The following is a 19863-nucleotide window of genomic DNA, read 5'->3' as shown; positions in this document are numbered from 1 at the left end:
TTAGGGAAAATGTATGTTTTGTGAAGGGTTTACTATTCTTCTTTTTTCTCTGCTACTTTATGGTAATCTGCAGGTCTCGGTTCTATCCAATCAAGATGTTTAAGAGGAAGCCATTTTTCTGCTGAAATATCTGTGTCTGGCGTCACAAATTGATGGTACCTACCCCCGTTAATTCTTAACTTTACGTCCATAAACACCTTTACATTTTTTCCTTTAGCAGCTTCTGCTTTTTTAATCTCTTTTGCCAAGCGCCAAAGCATATCGGGTTTAGATTTGGCAGAGCGTTGCTGTTTTTTGCTTAGCAAATCTCTCCATCTATATATTTTTCTCTCATCGCTGTTTTCTTCTTGGGTATAAACAATGAGTCTAGAGCCCTTGCTGCGTAACATCATACGCCAGCTTAAACGGTGACCTTCTTCGGTCCAGAGCACATCATCCTGAAAAGCCCAATGGCGCAAGGGTAGGGCAATCTGAACTATAAAATAGACCGAGAAAACACCAACGAGCAGGGGTTTGTAGTTAGGCACTTTAATTTCGCCAGCAGTGTATAGTGTTTTCTTCGGAAGAAACCTTTTTTGTAAAGTTTCCGAAGAGAAAAAGAACAAAGCAAATGCAATGCTCATATATGGAAAGATGCCAATCTGAAATACAATAGAATTAAACAAATGAAAGAACACTGAAATTGCAAAGCCTATCACTCGAGTTCGTTTGTATAATAAAAGCGGCACGATAAGCAAGTCGAATATAATACCCACGTATGCGATACACCAGTGCACCCAATCTAATTGTAAGAAGGAACCAATAAGCCAATAGTCGCTTTTGCTCTTCATGAATAATTCGGTTACGGTTGCATTAAGCCAATCTGGATACCATTTGGCAACAGATGCATAAGTGTAGACAATCCAAACCTGAAAAATAACGACAAGATAGGTCCACCGCGGAACCGAAGGAGATTTCAGCTTCGAATTTTGTTGAGCGTCTATAGAAAACCATCTATTTGCAGGCAAAAACACCATAAGCCAGCACAACAACATCATAAGGTAGTAATGGTTGTTGTACGATGTTTTTTGCATGAGATACACACAGGTCCACATAAGTGCATAGCATGCCATGCTAAATCGGTATTTGTAGCCAACCATCACCATGAGCCCAAAAATGCCCATGAGTATAAAGTAGTAGTACATACCATCTCCGGGAAGTGGTTGTAAAAAGTCGAAACCAATAAAGTTGAAGGTAAAATCTGGTTCTATTAGTGTGCGACGTACCCAGCCGGTTGCAATGGCGCCAAATGCTTCAATGGCAATGAGAGCCCCAAAAACTACGCGCCATAAAACGAGGCCCGTATTGTCTATATGTTTAAATAAAAATTTATTCATGGGTGCGCACGTATGCTCTTGCCACTTTTTCGTCTTGTTGAATGGCGCTCTTTAATGCTTCTACATTTTCGAAAGTTTCTTCTTCTCGAATAAATTTAAGGAATTCTAGCTGAAGCGGTTTGTCGTATAAATTCGCATCGGTATCTAAAAAGAATGTCTCAATTGTTCTAGATTTTCCTCCAACGGTCGGATTGGTACCTATGCTTGTAATACCATATTTTAAGTCTGCTTCTATTTTTGCTTGGGTGATATAAACACCATTTTTAGGAATAAGTTTATAAGTGTCTGAAGGTTGTAAGTTGGCGGTGGGATAATTCCACGTAGCGCCAATACCTTTGCCTTTTACAACTGTACCGGTTATCATGTACGAATACCCCAGATAATTATTCGCTGTTTCTACGTCACCTTCCTTAAGTGCGTTGCGTATTTTGGTAGAGCTTACGGCCACGTCGTCTAGCTCTTGTACGCTTATTTCTTCAACCTCAAAGCCATAGGTTTCGCCAAACTCTTTTAAATCTGAAATCGTTGCTGTACGATTTCTCCCAAACCGATGGTCGTACCCTATAATTATTTTTTTTGCGTGTAATTTATTTACTAGAATATCGCGCACATATTCTACTGCTGTAAGTCTAGAAAATTGGTGTGTAAAGGGGTGTATAATAAGGTGATCTAGACCTGTTTGTTCTAGTAGTGCTTTTTTTTCTGAAAGTGTATTTAGCATTTGTATGCTAGCCTCTTTTTGAAGTACCATTCTCGGGTGAGGAAAAAAGGTGAGCAAGACAGAATCTAGGTTGTCCTTTTTTGCAGAGGCAACCAGTTTCTTCAGTATGGCTTTATGGCCTATATGAACGCCATCAAAGGTGCCAATGGTTATTACCGAAGGTGTTTTATTTGTATATGCCGAAGCTGGGCGGTGTTCTTGCATACTAAGTGCCGTTATAGGTGTTCATAGTAATGTTAACGCCTGCAAGTCCGAAAGACTCTATTAGCTGTATTCCTTTTGTAAGACGTTCGGGCATCTTCTCGTCTTCTTCTTGGCTCCAATCTCCTAGTACATAGTCTACTTGTCTTCCTTTGCTGAAAGCGTCACTGATTCCAAATCTAAAACGCGGATATTTTGTGGTTTGTAAGGTATTTTGAATGTCTTTTAATCCGTTATGGCCTCCGTCGCTACCTTTAGTTTTTAGCCGAAGAGTTCCAAAAGGAAGGTTTAGGTCGTCTGTAACTACCAAAAGATTTTCAATTGGAATTTTTTCTTTGTCTAGCCAATATTTTACTGCTTTTCCAGAAAGGTTCATATAGGTACTCGGTTTGAGGAGTAAAAAAGTACGCCCTTTCTTTTTATGAATTGTAACATCACCTAATTTGGCTGTTTCCCAAGTGAGTTGGTGTTCTTCAGCTAAAAAATCCAGCATTTTAAAGCCAATATTGTGACGTGTGTTATGATATTTTGGGCCAATATTTCCGAGACCAGCAATCAGGAATTTTTTCATAGGATTTTGGGCTTCGAGCAGTGGCGCGTTGCCATTTGTTTTTGTGCTAGTAAATAACTTCCGAAGAAAAGCAAACATGATAATGTATAAACTTTCGTAAAAATAAAAAAAGCATCCCGAATAAACAGGATGCTCTATAACTATTCAATGGAAATGCTATTTATTCTTTTACAGCAGCTTCATCATTAACTTCGGTAGCTGGTACGTCACCCGCAGCAACTTCACCTTCGCCATCTTCGTCTTCGTCTTCATCATCAACATCTGCAACCGCAGTACGTGAAGTTCTAACTTGACAAATCGTTCTACTTTCTTCGTGCATGATTTTGTAGTCGTCACTTAAGATAGAAGCAACGGTTCTAATATCACCAATCTTCATTTCGGTAATATCAATCTCTAGAAAATCTGGAAGGTTTTCAGGAATTGCTTTCACTCGTAACTTACGGTTAACAATACGTAAAACACCACCATTTCTAACACCACGTGAATTTCCAACAATTCGTACTGGAATTTCCATCATTACTTCCTTGTCATCAAAGATTTGGAAGAAATCTATATGTAAAATACGATCGGTTACTGGGTGAAACTGAATATCTTGTAAGATACAGTTTACTTTAGTACCATCGCCTAGGTCAACTACAACTGTATGCACGTCTGGCGTGTATACAAGTTTGTTGAAGGCCAATTCATCTGCTGAAAAGTGAATAGGCTCGTCTCCTCCGTATACTACGCAAGGTACCTTTCCAGCATTACGTAGGGTTCTGGTTGCTACCTTACCCACGCTTTCTCTTTTAAGTCCGTTAATTGTAATTGATTTCATGATTCTTTTTAAATATTATGAATTAATTTCCTCATTTTGAGGGGTGCAAATGTAAAACTTTCAAGAGAAAGATAAAAGAAAAAAGGACAAAGAATAGAGATTCTCAAATCAACACAAAAAAACTGAATTTTAATTCTCTCAAATTTCGATATTAAAACATCTGTTTTGCTCTAACACTACATCAAAAACTTAGAGCTAATACTCTTATTTTCATTTACACGTAACATCACATCGGCAAATAAATCTGCGCAAGAAAGTACGCGTAGTTTTGGATGGGTTGTGGTTTGCGGAATAGAATCTGTTACAATTAATTCTTCAAGTTGTGAATTTTCTAACTTTTCAAAAGCATTTCCAGAAAGAATAGGGTGTGTACAAATAGCACGAACGCTTAAAGCGCCTCTTTCCATCATAAGATCTGCGGCTTTAGTTAGGGTGCCTGCAGTGTCTACCATATCGTCTACTAACACCACATTTTTACCTTGTACATCACCAATAAGTTCCATATGAGAGATAATATTGGCTTTTTCACGTTGCTTGTAGCAAATTACAACGTCGCTTTCTAAGGCTTTAGAATAGGCGTAGGCTCTTTTAGAACCACCCATATCTGGTGAAGCAATGGTTAGATTATCGAGGTTGAGACTTTTTAAATAGGGTAAAAAGATGGTAGAAGCAAAGAGGTGATCTACGGGTTTCTCAAAAAATCCTTGAATCTGGTCTGCGTGCAAATCCATAGTAATAATACGTGTCGCTCCTGCAGTTTCCAGCATTTTGGCAACCAATTTAGCAGCAATAGGCACTCTGGGTTTGTCTTTTCTGTCTTGTCTAGCCCAACCAAAATAAGGTAACACAGCCGTAATATGTCTAGCCGAAGCACGCTTTGCAGCATCTAGCATGAGCAACATTTCCATAAGGTGGTCACTATTAGGGTGTGTAGATCCAATAATAAACACCCTGCTGCCCCGCACAGATTCTTCGAACGAAGGTTGAAATTCTCCGTCGCTATAGGTAGATGTAATAACATTTCCTAAGGGCTGGCCGTAGGCTTTTGCTATTTGTTCTGCAAGAACTTGAGATTGTTTACAGGCGAAGATTTTAGACTGAGGCGTGTTAAAAGACATGGTTGGATGTTTTATTGGTAAACACAAAAATAAAGAAACGGTTGACGCGACGAAAAAATGTAGTTACGATTTACTAACAATTTAGAAAGAAATGTTTATTTTTGCCGTCCTATCAAGCCTTGGCAGAGAAGTTGTGAACTTTTTTAGATTCAAGGATTTTGCTCAAGTGGCGGAATTGGTAGACGCGCTGGATTCAAAATCCAGTTCCTTTGGAGTGCGGGTTCGATTCCCGCCTTGAGTACAAAAACTCCCCTTTTTTTAAGGGGAGTTTTTATTTGTACCATATAGTTGCTAAGCGAAGCATATTTTTTTATCGCGACTGACTTTAGTCATCTTTTAGCCGAGACATGGGTTTTACATTTGTTATAAATTAAAAACCATGTCTATGAAAACAATTTTAGTTCCAACAGATTTCTCACCACATTCAGAAAATGCATTACGTGCAGCTGCAAGTATTGCTAAAAACAATGACGCAAAAATCGTTGTCGTTCATATGGCTGGGATTAAAGACTCACATTTAACGAAAGAAGAAGCCAGCACTGCGCTCGAATCGGTTTTCTATCTAAAACTTTCTGAAAAAAGATTTGCCGAATTTCTAGACAAGAGCTATTTAGAAGGGGTAAAGGTTTCAGAAGTTATTCGTAAGCATAAAAGTTTTACCGAATTAAACGACGTCGCAAAAGAGCATGACGCTAGTTTAATTGTCATGAGCTCCCACGGCAGTAGTGGTTGGGAAGAAATGCTAATAGGTTCCAACACCGAGAAAGTCGTGCGTACAGCAGATATCCCCGTGCTTGTAGTAAAGCAGCTAGTCTCAGATTTTAAAATAGACACAGGAGTATTTGCTTCAGATTTTTCTTTAGAAAATACAGAAGCTTTTGAAAAGGCACAACGCTTTTTTAAGGAGTTCGATACCGTAATGAATATGGTCTATGTAAATACACCTGGTCCAGATTTTAGAAATAGTAAAGAAATAGACGAAGTACTATTCAAGTTTTTTGAAGCTACGGGCGCTAAAAACCCTTCAGAAGAAGTATCGAAAGTTGCTATTGTATCAGACTATACTATTGAAGGTGGAATTTTTATGTTTAGCCAAATGCTCGATGCAGACATTATTGTAATTCCAACTCATGGACGAAGAGGATTGTCTCATTTACTAAAAGGAAGTCTTTCTGAAGACATTGCGAACCACGCAATAGTTCCCGTGCTTACTATAAAATTATAGTCCTTCGGCGATTCTAAATAAAGCTTTTTTATCGATTAACTTAATTTTCTTCCCTGAAGTAGAAATAACACCTTCCTTTTTAAATTTGGTAAGTGTGCGAATAAGTAACTCTGTAGCTGTACCTACCACACTGGCAATATCGGCGCGGGAGAGTTGAAGGTATAAAAACCCTTCCTCTTCCTCACCGAAATGGTCATGTAAATACAATAAAACCTCTGCAAGGCGTTGCCGAACACTTTTTTGAGCCATGTTTACGATAAAATCGTCTGCAAATTTTAATTCTTTGCTCATATGCTTTAAGACCGCATTGGTAAAAACAGGATTTTTCTCGAGGCTTTCCTCGATGTGTATTTTTGGTATAAAACAGACTTCCATGTCTTCTAATGCGATGGCACTTAAATTAGTAGTTTCTGAAGCAATTACAGAACGCTGCCCTAACACTTCACCTTTTGAGGCAAGTTTTACAATTTGATCACGCCCGTTATCACTCATCTTCGACAATTTTGAGACACCTTCTCGAACGCAAAAAACACCATTAAGACGCTCTCCTTCTCTAAAGATAGCTTCTCCCTTTTTGATGCTCTTGGTTTCTTTATTGTCAGACATTTGCTTAAGCTCTTCTTTTTTCAAAGCCTTAAAGCTGTTCATCTGTCTAATAATACAATTTTCGCATCGAGAATTTTTGTGGTCAGACATGGTACTTACAAAGCTAACGCATTTCTAAATAAAAAGTACGTAGAACTGACAAAAGTCATCTTTTGCGCGCAACAAGTTTTCAAACTTTGTACTAGGTATAAAAAACGTTACGGCGTTTGAGCAAATTAAAAAATATGGAGTCCTGTTTTCATTGTGGAGACCCATGCGCGGCTAATGAGATAATTCATAACGACAAGCATTTTTGTTGTCATGGATGTAAAACGGTATTCGATATACTTAACGATAACGACCTTACTTATTACTACGATTTAGAAAAAACTCCTGGAACTTCTCCCAACACTCAAAAAACTACGTTTGCCTTTCTAAAAAATAAAGAGATTGTTTCAAAATTAGTTGAATTCGATGCGCAAGACACGCAAATAGTTACACTTCTTATTCCCACTATTCATTGTAGCTCTTGCATTTGGGTGCTAGAAAATCTCAATAAGCTTAATGCTGCGATTAAGTCGTCGCAGGTAAACTTTCCGAAGAAAACAGTTCGTGTTACATATTCTACCAAAGAAATCACCTTATATAACGTGGCAACCTTGTTAACGCGAATTGGGTACGAACCCTACATTTCTTTAGACGATGCCACGAAAAAGCCTTCATCTATAGACAGAAGCCTAATCTATAAATTGGGTGTCGCTGGTTTTGCCTTCGGAAATATTATGTTTTTATCCTTTCCAGAGTACTTTGAAGTGAACGAATTCTGGTTAGATAAATTTAAACACCTCTTTCGCTGGTTGATGTTTGCTTTTGCATTGCCTGTAGTTTTTTATTCGGCTCAAGATTACTTTGTTTCAGCGTATAAAGGTCTGCGCTCTAGAATTCTCAATATAGATGTGCCTATTGCTATAGGGATTTCAGTTTTGTTTTTACGCTCTACTGTTGAAATTACCATGGATTGGGGCACCGGATTTCTAGACAGCATGACAGGGCTGGTTTTCTTTTTATTGCTAGGTAAATTTTTTCAGCAAAAAACCTACGCATTCCTTTCTTTTGAAAGAGATTATAAGTCGTACTTCCCAATCGCTGTCACCAGAATTCTCAAAGCGGGTAACACCCGTACCACCGAAGAACAAGCTCAAGTTTACGAGCTAAAGAAGGGAGATCGTATTCTAATACGAAACTCAGAATTACTTCCCGTAGATGCTGTATTACTAAAAGGCAATGCTTTAATAGATTATAGTTTTGTTACCGGCGAGGCTGAGCCCGTTATGAAAAAGTCAGGGGATCAACTTTTTGCTGGTGGAAAACAACAAGCGGGCCCCATAGAGGTTGAGGTGCTTAAAACTGTAGAGCAGAGTTATTTAACCCAACTATGGTCCAGTAAAATTTTCAGTAAAAATACACCTAGCACTTTTGAGAATCTTACAGATAGTATTAGTAGGCGTTTTACAGTTAGCCTTTTAGTTATAGCAATCATTGCCACCATATTTTGGATTTTTATTGATGCCTCTCAAGCACTAAATGTATTTACTGCAGTTTTAATAGTTGCCTGTCCTTGCGCAATAGCATTGGCCGCTCCGTTTACGTTGGGTAACCTGTTGCGTATCTACGGAAAGCATAAGTTATATTTAAAGAATAGCACCACCATTGAGCAATTGGCAGCGATAGATACTGTTGTTTTTGACAAAACGGGAACGCTTACCACCAATGCAAAGAACATAATTGTTTATGAAGGTATAGCACTAACCGAAACAGAGCAAGCGCTTCTCACTAGCACATTAAGAGCCTCAAACCACCCGCTAAGTCGCTCTCTGTATGATATACTCGACAAAAATAATATTACAACATTAGACTGTTTTACCGAAGACATTGGAAAAGGTATTACGGGTAGTGTTGATAGTAGTTTTATTAAAATAGGATCTTTCGATTTTGTAGACGCTAATGAACGGCAGCAGTATGCCTTTCCACAAAAAACGGCGGTTCATATTAGTACAGAAAACGGGTATAAAGGCGTCTTTCTTTTTTCTTCAGAATATAGAACAGGCGTACAGGAAGTTTTTAATAAACTTCAGCATACAGCAAAAATCATCATCCTTTCTGGCGATAATGATGGCGAGAGAAATTATCTGTCAACCTTGTTGCCAACAAATAGCACCTTGCTTTTTAACCAAAAGCCTGAAAACAAGCTGGCGTTTATAGAGAAGCTTCAAGAGGAGGGAAACAAGGTCTTAATGATAGGCGATGGTCTTAACGATGCTGGCGCGCTTGCCCAAAGCGATGTTGGAATCGCAATTTCCGAAAATGTCAATGTTTTTTCGCCAGCCTGCGATGGTATTTTAGACGCTTCTCGGTTAAAAGATATCCCAACATACCTGTCTCTGTCACGTAGAGGACGCACAACAATTAAATACGCTTTTATATGCTCCCTTATATACAATTTAATAGGATTGGCCTTTGCGGTTACTGGAAACTTAGCTCCTGTAGTTGCAGCTATTTTAATGCCGTTAAGCTCCATTAGCATTGTAGTTTTTACTACAATCGCCACGTATTTCTTGGGGAAAAAATTAAATCGATAGAAATCATGACAACTGACAAAAGTCATCTTTTAAGGAAGTACGTAAACGTAATTTTACACCATAATTGAAAGAGGTATGAGTATTATTTATGTGTTAATCGCCGTAAGCGTGATTGTCGCCATTGTTTTTTTTATCGCGTTTATATTCTCGGTGAAAAAAGGGCAATACGATGATACCTATACCCCAGCTATAAGAATGCTTTTTGAAGACGAGTTGGTAAAAGAAAAGCCAACTAAGAAAAAAGCCACCATAACAAAAATTAATTCTACTAAGTAACCAATAAATTATGCAAACAGAACAATTTTACTACGATAACAAAATCGTAAAAAAGTTTGTAAACGCCACCATTTTTTGGGGTATCATAGGAATGAGCGTGGGTCTTTTACTCGCTTTCATGTTTTTATTCCCCAATGTAACCGATGGGATTTCCTGGCTAAGTTTTGGACGTTTACGTCCGTTGCACACCAACGCGGTCATTTTTGCCTTTGTGGGTAATGCAATCTTTGCAGGGGTGTATTACTCTACCCAGCGATTACTTAAAGCCCGTATGTGGAAAAACTGGTTAAGTAATCTCAACTTTTGGGGATGGCAAGCCATTATTGTGGGAGCAGCAATTACCTTGCCGCTGGGTTATACAACCTCAAAAGAATATGCAGAACTTGAATGGCCGTTTGATATTGCAATTGCAATTATCTGGGTTGCCTTTGGTGCAAACTTAATAGGTACCATTTTAAAGAGAAGACAACGCCATTTGTATGTGGCCATTTGGTTTTATCTAGGCACATTTGTTACGGTTGCTGTATTACACATTGTAAACAGTATAGAATTGCCTATAAGTGCATTAAAAAGCTATTCTGTTTATGCAGGTGTACAAGATGCATTGGTACAATGGTGGTATGGTCATAACGCGGTAGCATTTTTCCTAACCACTCCTTTTCTAGGTTTAATGTACTACTTCGTTCCAAAAGCGGCCAACAGACCTGTATATTCATACAGACTTTCTATTGTACACTTCTGGTCGCTAATTTTTATTTATATCTGGGCAGGACCACACCATTTATTATATACTGCGTTGCCAGAATGGGCACAAAATTTAGGGGTAGCATTTTCTGTTATGTTAATTGCGCCTTCTTGGGGAGGAATGATTAATGGTCTGCTAACACTTCGCGGGGCATGGGACAAGGTAAGAACAGATCCTACATTAAAATTTATGGTCGTAGCCATTACTTGTTATGGTATGGCAACTTTTGAAGGCCCAATGCTTTCGCTGAAAAATGTAAACGCCATTGCCCATTTTAGTGATTGGATTATTGCCCATGTTCATGTAGGTGCCTTAGGCTGGAACGGGTTCTTAACTTTTGGGATGATTTACTGGCTGGTGCCACGACTGTTTAAAACAAAACTGTGGAGCACCAAATTAGCAAACTTCCATTTCTGGATGGGCACCCTAGGAATTATCATGTACGCACTACCTATGTACGTTGCCGGATTTGTACAAGCTTCTATGTGGAAGCAATTTAATCCAGATGGTACACTTACCTACGGAAATTTCCTGGAGACATTAAACGAAATTATACCAATGTACTGGATGCGCGCTATTGGAGGTACGTTGTTCATCTTAGGAGCTTTTGTGATGCTTTACAATATTGTAAAAACTGTAAAGCAAGGTAGTGAAGTAACCGACGAATTAGCCGAAGCTGCTCCATTGCAACGAGTAACAAAGAAAAGAACAGCTAAAGAGGGCTACCACACTTGGCTAGAAAGACGCCCAGTAAAGCTAACAATCTATGCCACCATCGCCATCTTAATTGGAGGTATGGTACAAATTATACCTTCCTTAATGGTAGACGATTATGTGCCCGTAATCTCAACGGTGAAACCTTATACACCTTTAGAATTAGAAGGAAGAGATATCTATATACGAGAAGGTTGTGTTTCTTGTCATTCACAGATGATACGTCCGTTTAGAAGCGAAGTGGAGCGCTATGGTGAATATTCTAAATCTGGGGAGTATGTCTATGACCATCCGTTTTTATGGGGAAGTAAGCGTACCGGTCCAGACCTATTTAGGGTTGGCGGAAAGTATAGTGATAATTGGCACCTTAACCACTTCTACGACCCTCAAAGCACCTCTTCTGGTTCTATAATGCCATCGTACAAATGGCTTATCAATCAGGAACTAGACAAAACGCAAACCGAAGATAAGATGAACGCTATGGTTTCTTTAGGAGTGCCGTATAGTGATGAAGAAATCGCAAGCGCCCAAGAGTGGATGCTAGAGCAAGGTACTCAAATAGAAAAAAACCTATATGCCGATCCTGATTTTGTAAAAACCTATGAAGCCGATAAAAAGTACGCTACAGAAAATAACATCGATTTTGTTGAAATGAGAAACCGAGAAGTAGTTGCCGTAATAGCGTATTTACAACGTCTAGGAACAGACATAAAAATTAAGACACAAGACGAAGTTTCATCAAACCAAAACCAATAGTTATGCTGAAATATATAAAAGGTAATTTAGAGAATATCGATGGTGTAGAAATCTATCCCATTATCTCCCTGCTCATTTTCTTCATTTTTTTTGTTGCGCTTTTCTGGTGGGTATTCACAGCAAAAAAGGCGCATATAGAAGAAGTGAGTAAAATTCCGCTAGACACTAATGTAAATGACGATATTATATGAAAACAGCAGCACTTCTTAGAATAATTGGATTTTCTGTTTTTGGGTACTTTTTCCTAAACTGGATAGGAACAACGGGTGAAACATCTGTGTTTAAAGAACAACCCTGGTTGTGGGCCATTTATGGAGTTATACTACTTATTTACATTGCAGTAGAAATCTGTATTCAAGCACTCCAAAGTGTGTTATTTAGAACGTTAAATCCTGATGCTAAAACGCGGTACTTGGCAGATGAAGCATTGGCGAAGAAAAATCAATTTAGCTGGTTTAAAAAGACCTACAAGAATTTACTAGGCAGTAAGGCAATTGAAGAAGAAGGAGAAATTGTACTAGACCATAACTACGACGGAATTAGAGAACTCGATAATAAGCTGCCACCATGGTGGGTGTATGGTTTTTATGCAACCATCATTTTTGCGGTTGTTTACCTTGCCCGATACCACATTTTTGATGGGGTAGGCCAGGAAGGAGAATACCAAATTGCAGTAGCAGAGGCTAAACTTGAAATTGAAGAATATAAAAGAACAGCTAAAAATTTGGTTGATGTAAATACTGTAGAGTTACTCACAGAAGCTGGAGATTTAACTGCAGGACAGGCAATTTTTACCACCAACTGCGTTGCATGCCATAAAGCAACAGGTGGAGGTGGAATTGGCCCGAATTTAACAGATGAGTATTGGATTTTGGGTGGCGGAATTAAGAATGTGTTTAATACCATATCTGAAGGAGGTCGCGCAGGAAAAGGAATGGTTTCTTGGAAAACAGAATTGAAACCTGTAGAAATGGCACAGGTAGCCAGCTATTTATTGACGCTTCAAGGAACGAATCCGCCAGATGGTAAGGCGCCTGAAGGAGAAATTTGGGTCGATGAAGATGCTGTTCCTGACGAACGAGAAGTTAAAGTAACAGATAGTACGCAAGTTGACGAATTGGAGAAAGTGGAACCTGTTATTAAAGCAGTAGAAGATGACGCTAAAGAGCAGTAGTGATGATGTTAGAAGTAGCCGAAAAATTAAAGAAAAGTGATGTTCCCGTCGTAAAGAAAATACACGATGCGAACGGCACAAAGATTCTTGCTATTGGCTTACGAAGAGGTGTCTCTCTTGCAAAGCACAAGGCTCCATGTAAGGCAAGATTACTTGTTATTAAAGGAGAGGTAGATTTTAATACTGAAGAGGAGAGTATGCGGTTTGCATGTTATGAGAGCTACGACATACCAATGAATGTAACCCATAGTGTGGAAGCTTGGGACGATGCAATTTGTCTCTTGTTTTTAAACGAAAATTCCTAAGACTTTAATGGTCAATGTAAATCTTTAAACGAAGTACTAATAATTCTGAACGTAGCACTGAATCATGGCTGAGCAAGGCAAAGAAAATTTTAGAGATACCATAGGAACCCTCAATGAAGAAGGGAAACGCGCATGGGTATTCCCTAAAAAACCTGTGGGGAAATGGTACGAGTACAGAAAATATGTAAGTTACGTATTACTACTTTTTTTATTTGCTTCTCCTTTTATAAAAATAAACGGGCATCAATTTTTGATGTTCAATGTGCTTGAGAGAAGATTTAACATATTCGGATTTCCATTCTGGCCACAAGACTTCTACATATTTGTAATCATGATGCTTACAGGTGTTGTATTTGTTATTTTATTTACGGTTGCATTTGGAAGACTTTTTTGTGGTTGGGTATGCCCCCAAACCATTTTTATGGAAATGGTTTTTAGGAGAATTGAGTATTGGATAGATGGCGACCGTGGAAAACAGATACGCTTGGCAAAAATGCCTTGGAATCGTGAGAAAATTCTAAAACGCTCCTTAAAATGGTTTGTGTTCTTTGTGATTTCATTTTTAATTGCCAATGTATTCTTGGCGTACTTAATAGGTAGTGATAGGCTTATACGATATGTTGTAGATGGTCCTATGCAGCACACTAGTACACTTATCTCTCTAATAATTTTTACGGGTGTTTTTTATTTTGTGTTTGCATGGTTTAGAGAGCAAGTTTGCATAATTGTTTGTCCCTACGGAAGACTACAAGGCGCTCTGCTAGATAATAAGTCTATTGTGGTAGCGTATGACCACCAACGCGGGGAGCGTGAACTGGGAAGATCTAAATTTAAAAAGAATGAAAATCGTCAAGAGCTAGGGAAAGGAGATTGCATAGACTGTTTTCAATGTGTTCAAGTTTGTCCTACGGGCATAGACATACGTAACGGAACGCAATTAGAGTGCGTTAATTGCACGGCTTGCATAGATGCGTGCAATAGTATCATGAAGTCTGTAGACCTCCCAGAAGGCCTTATACGTTATGCTAGCGAAGAAAATATAGAGAAAAAGACCAAATTTGAGTTTACGCCCCGCCTTAAAGGGTATACAGTGGTGCTTGGCATACTAATTTCGGTTTTGGTGGGAATGTTGTTTTTGAGAAACGACGTAGAGGCAGACATACTTAGACTGCCGGGTCAGTTATTTGAGCGAAAAGCAGACAATATCATAAGCAATGTATATACCTATAAATTGGTGAATAAAACAAATGTAGAGATTGAAGATGTTAGCTTTAAGCTACTATCGCATCAAGGAGAAATAAAAATTGTGAGTCACGATACATTTACCGTACCCGCGGGTGGTCTTGCAGAAGGAACCTTATTTGTAGAGTTAAATGCTAGTGCGTTAAGTGGCGATAAGGATAAAGTACTTATAGGGGTATTTAGTGGCGATGAACAAATAGAAAGTACAAAAACCGCCTTCTTAGGACCAAGAAGTTTTAATTAGCCTTCGGGTAGGGATAGCCGTGAAAAGCCCACAACGCACCCGATATTGTCGGGAGCGTGAGGACTTGTAACAAATAGCCCGACCTTTTTAGCGCTGAAGCTAAAAAGGGACACGCCAACTAAAAATAGTTACGATGAAAGAACAGTTAAAAAGAAATTGTTGCAACGGTTGCCAGAACGGGCAGCCAGGGAAAAACGCTCCCTGCAAAGCAAAGCTACTGGCAGAAAAAATGCAACATGCCAAGGAACACGTAAAGGAAGAGGTTTAATAAATACGCACTGTATAAACAGCAAATGTTATGAAAATAAATTGGGGAACAGGATTGGTAATAGGAATGGCTTTATTTATTGGGTTTATACTGTTTTTTGTTTTTAGAATAAGCACAGACAAAGACCTGAATCACGATTTAGTGACCGAAGGGTATTATCAAAAAGAAATGGAATTGCAGGAAGATATTTATGCCCAGCAGAATACTGCCGCTATGGAAAAGCAGATAGCTGGCAAAAAAACAGAAGCAGGGTACATGTTACAATTTCCAGCAATGTACAATCCTGAAAAAATTGAAGGTAAAGTGTTCCTATATCGACCGTCTAACCAGCGTTTGGATTTTGAGATTCCGCTGAAACTTAACGATCCTAATTTGCTCATACCTGACGATCGTCTGGTAGCCGGTCGGTGGAACATTACTATAGATTGGGAATATGAAGGCAAAAGCTTTCGATATAAAAAAGAAATAACCTATTAACAATGTGGTTAACGGCGCTCATATTTGGTTTATTAGGCAGTTTTCACTGCGTAGGCATGTGTGGTCCTATTGCATTTTTACTACCCGTAGATAGAAAAAACCCTATTAAAAGAGTATTGCAAATAGTAAGTTATCACCTTGGCCGATTGGTAACCTATGGTATCATTGGGCTATTGTTTGGATTTTTAGGAAGAAAACTAGATATGTTTGGAGCCCAACAGTATATATCTATTGCTATTGGTGTAGTAATGATTGTTGTAATTCTAATTCCCGTACGAACGTTTAACCGCTATAACGGTACTCGATTTATGTATACATGGGTGGGAAAAATAAAATCTGCACTAGGCGCAGAGCTTAAAAGAAAATCGGTTGACAGTTTTTTTACGATCGGATTCTTAAACGGGTTGCTACCCTGTGGTTTGGTTTATATGGCGGTGTTTGGTAGTGTTGCGGCTGGAGGAGCCTGGAATGGCAGTCTTTATATGGTGTTTTTTGGTTTAGGAACCATTCCCTTAATGACAGCCGCAACCTATCTCGGTAATTTTTTGAATGTAACACTAAAACAACGTATTGTTAAGGCAATTCCTGTTTTTGTGGTAGCGATTGGGGTTTTGTTTGTATTGAGGGGGTTGGGATTAGGAATTCCATATGTGTCGCCAGCAAGCGGAGTTGCCATAGAAAAGATTTCTTCGAATTATTCTTGTCATTAAAACAATAATTAACTAAAAACCTACTACTATGAACTTACTAAATGTACCACTCGTAAACTGGGGACTAGGAACTATAATGATTATAATTTTTGCCGTGGTGTGCGTTGTGTTGGTTGCCGTAGTGTATAGCCTTTCTAGAAGTACTAAACGTATAGAAGATGAGGATAGCAACACCATGGGTGCTGAGGACGAAGAACATACGTTAAACTCTTAGTGTTGAACGTTTAAATGTTTATGTGGCGAGTAATTAAAGTGTAATTCTTACGCTAGCATTAGGAGTTACACCCAAGGCAGTCTGGGTATTTTCAACAAGATCACCTTGCCCGTTTATTCTATAAAAACTGCTTATGGTGTTGGTTTGGTTTAAAATATTCCAAACAGAAACACCTGCTTGAGCTTCAGAATTGCCAATCGTAAAACGATACAAAATTGAGCCGTCTACTCTAAAATAATCGTCAAATCGCTCTGCATTGGTAAGGCCGTAATTAATTGAGCCATCAACAATTTCATTGCCTGGAACAGGGATGGAAGTAGGATTTCCAGAGCGCCAATGTATTCCGGCAGCTATTTTTAGTCCGTTCTGTGCATAGGTGGTTCCAAAAGTTAAATTATGAGGGATGTTGTAATTACTAGGAATTGCTTGGGGCGATAGAGTTTCAAAAGTATATTCGCTATTCATTAACGAATAACTAAGCCACATAGATACGGCATCGAATTTCTTCCGAAGTAAGAAATCTGCTCCTACAGAAGTATAACTTCCTTGTGTTTTTACAAATTCGAATTGATTCTGAAACCCCTGTGCTTGTGAGGTGATACCATCTACGTACTTGTAATACAGCTCTGTGGTAAACAACCAACCCCGATTGCTGAAATTGAAACCTGTAGAATATTGTTGGCTCTGTAAAACAGGAATACTATCGTCATTAGAGAGCTGCCACCTACGTTTTTCAATTCCTAAGAAATCATTCTGAAAATTTACAACCTGTGATGCGATCTGATGTTTAAATTCACCTGCCAATTCAACGCTAAAATGATCTAAAAACTTTTGAGTAAATGAAAGTCGGGGTTCTAGTATAGACTTTTTAAATTTATCTAAATAATTATAGCGTATACCAGCAGATAAAAGACTATTCTTGTTTTTTGATGAAGCACCATAACTGGCAAAACCACTATGGGTGCGTACCACTTCCGAAATTAATGTGCGCACTAATGGCACATCTACATCATCTAGATTTGTAACCTTGGTCTCAATGAGCTCATATCCAATTTGCAACGTTTCTTGTGCAGTGAGCTTGTATTTTGTAATTGTTTTTATTCCTGTTTCTGAAACTTTATTTTCTTGTAAAAAGCGTTGAGAATCTAGAATGTTGGCATTGATTGCGCGTAAGGTATAGTCTGTCTCGTAGATTTGAAATGATGTGTTAAGAACAGGGCTCCAATCTTTTTCATAAAAGACACCGGCTCCTAAACTATTTTGATCTACACTACTTTGACGAGACCTAAGTGAACCGTCGATTGTTGCATTTTCGTTAAATTCTAGATTGTTGTTTATGTACAAAAAGTTAACACGCAATCGGTCACTCTCGCTTATTTCGTACAGCCAACGCAACGAAGTGTCATAAAAATCGAAGTTTCTATCTGTATTCACAACGGGACCCATATTACTTTCAACTTCTGTGTCTTGCGCAATTCTGGTAAAATAGGTTTCGTAGGTTGGGGTGGTCACAAAATCTTCTAACGATTTTCTACCTCCAACTTGCAACGAAGATGAATTGCTTAATGGAATGTCTGCAAATACATTAATGTCTATGAGATTGGCTCCAGCATTTAGCTTAAAAGTATTGTTTACTATAGCTTCAGTTTCCATTTTAATACTGCCTGAAACACCGTCGGTATAACTTGCTGCAGTTCCATTTTTTTGAATCGTAACCTGTTGTGTAATTTGTGGATTAAAAGCCGAAATTAATCCAAAAAAGTGTCCTGTCTGATACATTTTAATGTCGTCCCAAAGCACTAAATTTTGATCGTTTGTTCCCCCCCGAATGTTAATATTTGATACCGTTTCATTAATGCTTTGTACGCCAGGCAATGCTTGAGCGGCTTGTAAAACGTCTGTTTCAATTAGACCAGGAAGTGCAGTAAATTTATCAAAGTCAATTTGCAAGGCTCCGTTGTTGAGCTTGCTAATACCTTGCACCAAATACGAAGTTAATAATACAGCATTTAATTGTTCTGTTTGCGGTGAAATTGCATATTGCGGGCAGTCTTTTGAGAGAAAAGTGGTGGCACTTATAGTGGAAGTCTTGTATCCTAAATGTCTAATAGTGACCAGTTCATTTTTAGAAGATAGTTCTAAAGAAAAATAGCCGCCTTCGTTTGCTGTTGTAGCACTGTCTTTGCCTTGTATTGTGGCAAAGGGAATAACATTTTGAGTTTCACTATCTACTATATACCCGCAGAGTGCGATACTGGCTGGAGAAGAAATCAACACCAGATTAGTACCCTGCATGGTAAAAGATAAAGAGGTTTGTTGACGTAAGGAGTCTATAGATTCAGCGAAAGATAGCGTATTGTTTATAGGTGAAACTTTATAACCTTCGATTGTCTTTTCTGAGTAATTAAAGGTGTATGCATGTTGTTTTTCTAGTGTAAAAATGGCTTCTTTTAAAGTTACAAGCTCATTTTGGGCATTGCACAAGCAGCCACAAAAAATAATAATGATAATAAGTATGTATCGGTTTACTTCTTTCACCTATCTGTAACTATTATGAGATTAGTTTCTTTTGTTGAATAGGTTAAGTCCAGTGGGGTAGTAATAGCTTGGAGGGCATTGTCTAAATTATCATGAACAAATCCGCCAGTGAATAATTCATTTTGTTTAACACCTTTGTACGTTATTGTAACGTTATATTGCCGTTCTAGTTCACCTATAACTCTATAGAGTGGCACAGATTTAAAAGTACTAATATTGGTAGTCCATTTAGGCGCAACATCATTAGTTCTAGAGGTTAGAAACGAATCTTTATCCATTCGAAAGCTATCTCCAGCCATTAATTTTTCAATCTTTTTTGTGGTTTGTACTTGAACAACTCCTTCGTAACAAGTGATTTCAAAAAAGGAGTCACGTTGTTTTACATTAAATTGTGTTCCTAGCACAGAAACGGTTCCTTGAGAGGTAACCACGTCAAATTTTTCTCCTTTGGCTACTTTAAAAAATGCTTCACCCTCTAGCCGAAGGCTTCGTTTATTGTTCCAGTTATCTTCGTTGTAGCTAATTTCAGAAGCAGCATTAAGGGTTACTTCTGAAGCATCTGGAAGCGTAAAAGATGTTTTTTCTGACGCTAAGGTCTGTATAGTGGTTAATTGGTTGTAGAAGAAACCGTAGTATACTGCAAAACCGAGTACAACAACGCTAGCTATTTGAAGTAGCGTACGTTTCCAAGACAATTTTCTCACAGGAGTAGCTTGTGCTGCAATTCGTTTTTCTAAGGTTCTAAAATCTTTGGGGGTAGAAAAATGAGCCGCTTTAAAATTTTGGGCATTGTCTATAATGGCCCTATTCAAAGACGCATCTTCCAATTCGTTGAACTGGTTTTGTTCGTCTTCGGTTAGTTCATTCTTTAACCATTTCGCTATTAAGTAGTCTTTTTCCATAAGTACTATTTCAACTATATAACAACTAACCTTGAAAAACTCCTG

General features: G+C 38.4%; 19 protein-coding genes and 1 tRNA gene. 12 read left to right on the top strand and 8 right to left on the bottom strand.

From position 1 onward, the window contains the following. Positions 1 to 32: 32 nt before the first annotated feature. The 5 genes from G5B37_RS09225 to G5B37_RS09205 all read right to left on the bottom strand — a co-directional run bounded on the left by G5B37_RS09225 (position 33) and on the right by G5B37_RS09205 (position 4804). A complete protein-coding gene (locus G5B37_RS09225; RefSeq protein ID WP_164679745.1) occupies positions 33 to 1376 on the bottom strand; it encodes an HTTM domain-containing protein in 1344 nt (447 codons plus the stop codon). Beyond that, positions 1369 to 2301, bottom strand: a complete 933-nt coding sequence (locus tag G5B37_RS09220) for a bifunctional riboflavin kinase/FAD synthetase (RefSeq protein WP_164679744.1) — start codon at positions 2299 to 2301, stop codon at positions 1369 to 1371. Before G5B37_RS09220 ends, G5B37_RS09225 begins: the two co-directional genes overlap by 8 nt. A 1-nt stretch (position 2302) precedes the next feature. Next, positions 2303 to 2947 carry an aminoacyl-tRNA hydrolase gene (gene pth / locus G5B37_RS09215; protein ID WP_164679743.1) on the bottom strand — a complete coding sequence of 215 codons (645 nt, stop codon included), beginning with the start codon at positions 2945 to 2947 and terminating at the stop codon, positions 2303 to 2305. An 82-nt stretch (positions 2948 to 3029) separates the two neighbouring features. Further along, positions 3030 to 3686, bottom strand: coding sequence for a 50S ribosomal protein L25/general stress protein Ctc (locus tag G5B37_RS09210; RefSeq protein ID WP_164679742.1), 657 nt, complete (start codon positions 3684 to 3686; stop codon positions 3030 to 3032). A gap of 176 nt (positions 3687 to 3862) precedes the next feature. After that, the gene (locus G5B37_RS09205) at positions 3863 to 4804 is read right to left on the bottom strand and encodes a ribose-phosphate pyrophosphokinase (RefSeq protein ID WP_164679741.1); all 942 of its coding nucleotides are present in this window, start codon (positions 4802 to 4804) and stop codon (positions 3863 to 3865) included. A gap of 160 nt (positions 4805 to 4964) precedes the next feature. Here G5B37_RS09205 and G5B37_RS09200 point away from each other — a divergent pair. After that, positions 4965 to 5045 (top strand) — tRNA-Leu (locus G5B37_RS09200). A 144-nt stretch (positions 5046 to 5189) separates the two neighbouring features. Then, complete coding sequence (locus G5B37_RS09195) at positions 5190 to 6029, top strand: universal stress protein (RefSeq protein WP_164679740.1); 840 nt, start codon at positions 5190 to 5192, stop codon at positions 6027 to 6029. Here the strand turns inward: G5B37_RS09195 and G5B37_RS09190 are convergent. Continuing rightward, entirely contained in the window at positions 6024 to 6677 is a 654-nt protein-coding gene (locus G5B37_RS09190) for a Crp/Fnr family transcriptional regulator (RefSeq protein ID WP_404814778.1), read from the bottom strand. The genes G5B37_RS09195 and G5B37_RS09190 overlap by 6 nt on opposite strands. 182 nt (positions 6678 to 6859) lie before the next feature. On the opposite strand from G5B37_RS09190, the gene G5B37_RS09185 reads away from it, so the two are divergent. From G5B37_RS09185 to G5B37_RS09140, 10 genes are all read left to right on the top strand, one after another. Continuing rightward, positions 6860 to 9253, top strand: a complete 2394-nt coding sequence (locus G5B37_RS09185; RefSeq protein ID WP_164680921.1) for a heavy metal translocating P-type ATPase — start codon at positions 6860 to 6862, stop codon at positions 9251 to 9253. Between the two features lie 75 nt (positions 9254 to 9328). Further along, the gene (ccoS, locus tag G5B37_RS09180; RefSeq protein WP_164679738.1) at positions 9329 to 9529 is read left to right on the top strand and encodes a cbb3-type cytochrome oxidase assembly protein CcoS; all 201 of its coding nucleotides are present in this window, start codon (positions 9329 to 9331) and stop codon (positions 9527 to 9529) included. A 10-nt stretch (positions 9530 to 9539) separates the two neighbouring features. Beyond that, positions 9540 to 11744 carry a cytochrome-c oxidase, cbb3-type subunit I gene (ccoN, locus tag G5B37_RS09175; RefSeq protein WP_164679737.1) on the top strand — a complete coding sequence of 735 codons (2205 nt, stop codon included), beginning with the start codon at positions 9540 to 9542 and terminating at the stop codon, positions 11742 to 11744. Between the two features lie 2 nt (positions 11745 to 11746). Then, positions 11747 to 11935, top strand: a complete 189-nt coding sequence (locus tag G5B37_RS09170; RefSeq protein ID WP_164679736.1) for a CcoQ/FixQ family Cbb3-type cytochrome c oxidase assembly chaperone — start codon at positions 11747 to 11749, stop codon at positions 11933 to 11935. After that, positions 11932 to 12918 carry a cbb3-type cytochrome c oxidase N-terminal domain-containing protein gene (locus G5B37_RS09165; protein WP_164679735.1) on the top strand — a complete coding sequence of 329 codons (987 nt, stop codon included), beginning with the start codon at positions 11932 to 11934 and terminating at the stop codon, positions 12916 to 12918. The genes G5B37_RS09170 and G5B37_RS09165 overlap by 4 nt, the downstream gene beginning before the upstream one ends. A gap of 2 nt (positions 12919 to 12920) precedes the next feature. Beyond that, entirely contained in the window at positions 12921 to 13223 is a 303-nt protein-coding gene (locus tag G5B37_RS09160) for a cupin domain-containing protein (RefSeq protein WP_263649775.1), read from the top strand. A gap of 64 nt (positions 13224 to 13287) precedes the next feature. After that, positions 13288 to 14709, top strand: coding sequence for a cytochrome c oxidase accessory protein CcoG (gene ccoG, locus G5B37_RS09155; RefSeq protein WP_164679734.1), 1422 nt, complete (start codon positions 13288 to 13290; stop codon positions 14707 to 14709). A 298-nt stretch (positions 14710 to 15007) separates the two neighbouring features. Then, positions 15008 to 15454: a FixH family protein gene (locus G5B37_RS09150; RefSeq protein ID WP_164679733.1), complete on the top strand. Its 447-nt coding sequence runs from the start codon at positions 15008 to 15010 to the stop codon at positions 15452 to 15454. A gap of 2 nt (positions 15455 to 15456) precedes the next feature. Then, the gene (locus G5B37_RS09145) at positions 15457 to 16164 is read left to right on the top strand and encodes a sulfite exporter TauE/SafE family protein (RefSeq protein ID WP_164679732.1); all 708 of its coding nucleotides are present in this window, start codon (positions 15457 to 15459) and stop codon (positions 16162 to 16164) included. 28 nt (positions 16165 to 16192) lie between these two features. Further along, a complete protein-coding gene (locus tag G5B37_RS09140; RefSeq protein WP_164678003.1) occupies positions 16193 to 16378 on the top strand; it encodes a hypothetical protein in 186 nt (61 codons plus the stop codon). 33 nt (positions 16379 to 16411) lie between these two features. Here the strand turns inward: G5B37_RS09140 and G5B37_RS09135 are convergent, their stop codons facing one another. Next, positions 16412 to 18916: a TonB-dependent receptor gene (locus tag G5B37_RS09135; RefSeq protein ID WP_164679731.1), complete on the bottom strand. Its 2505-nt coding sequence runs from the start codon at positions 18914 to 18916 to the stop codon at positions 16412 to 16414. Further along, complete coding sequence (locus tag G5B37_RS09130) at positions 18913 to 19818, bottom strand: FecR family protein (RefSeq protein ID WP_164679730.1); 906 nt, start codon at positions 19816 to 19818, stop codon at positions 18913 to 18915. The genes G5B37_RS09135 and G5B37_RS09130 overlap by 4 nt, the downstream gene beginning before the upstream one ends. Positions 19819 to 19863: the final 45 nt, after the last annotated feature.

The organism is Rasiella rasia, from assembly GCF_011044175.1.
In the GTDB taxonomy this organism is placed as follows: Bacteria; Bacteroidota; Bacteroidia; order Flavobacteriales; family Flavobacteriaceae; genus Marinirhabdus; species Marinirhabdus rasia.
Note: the sequence above shows the minus strand (reverse complement) of the source record. Positions and strands in the feature narration are given on the sequence as shown.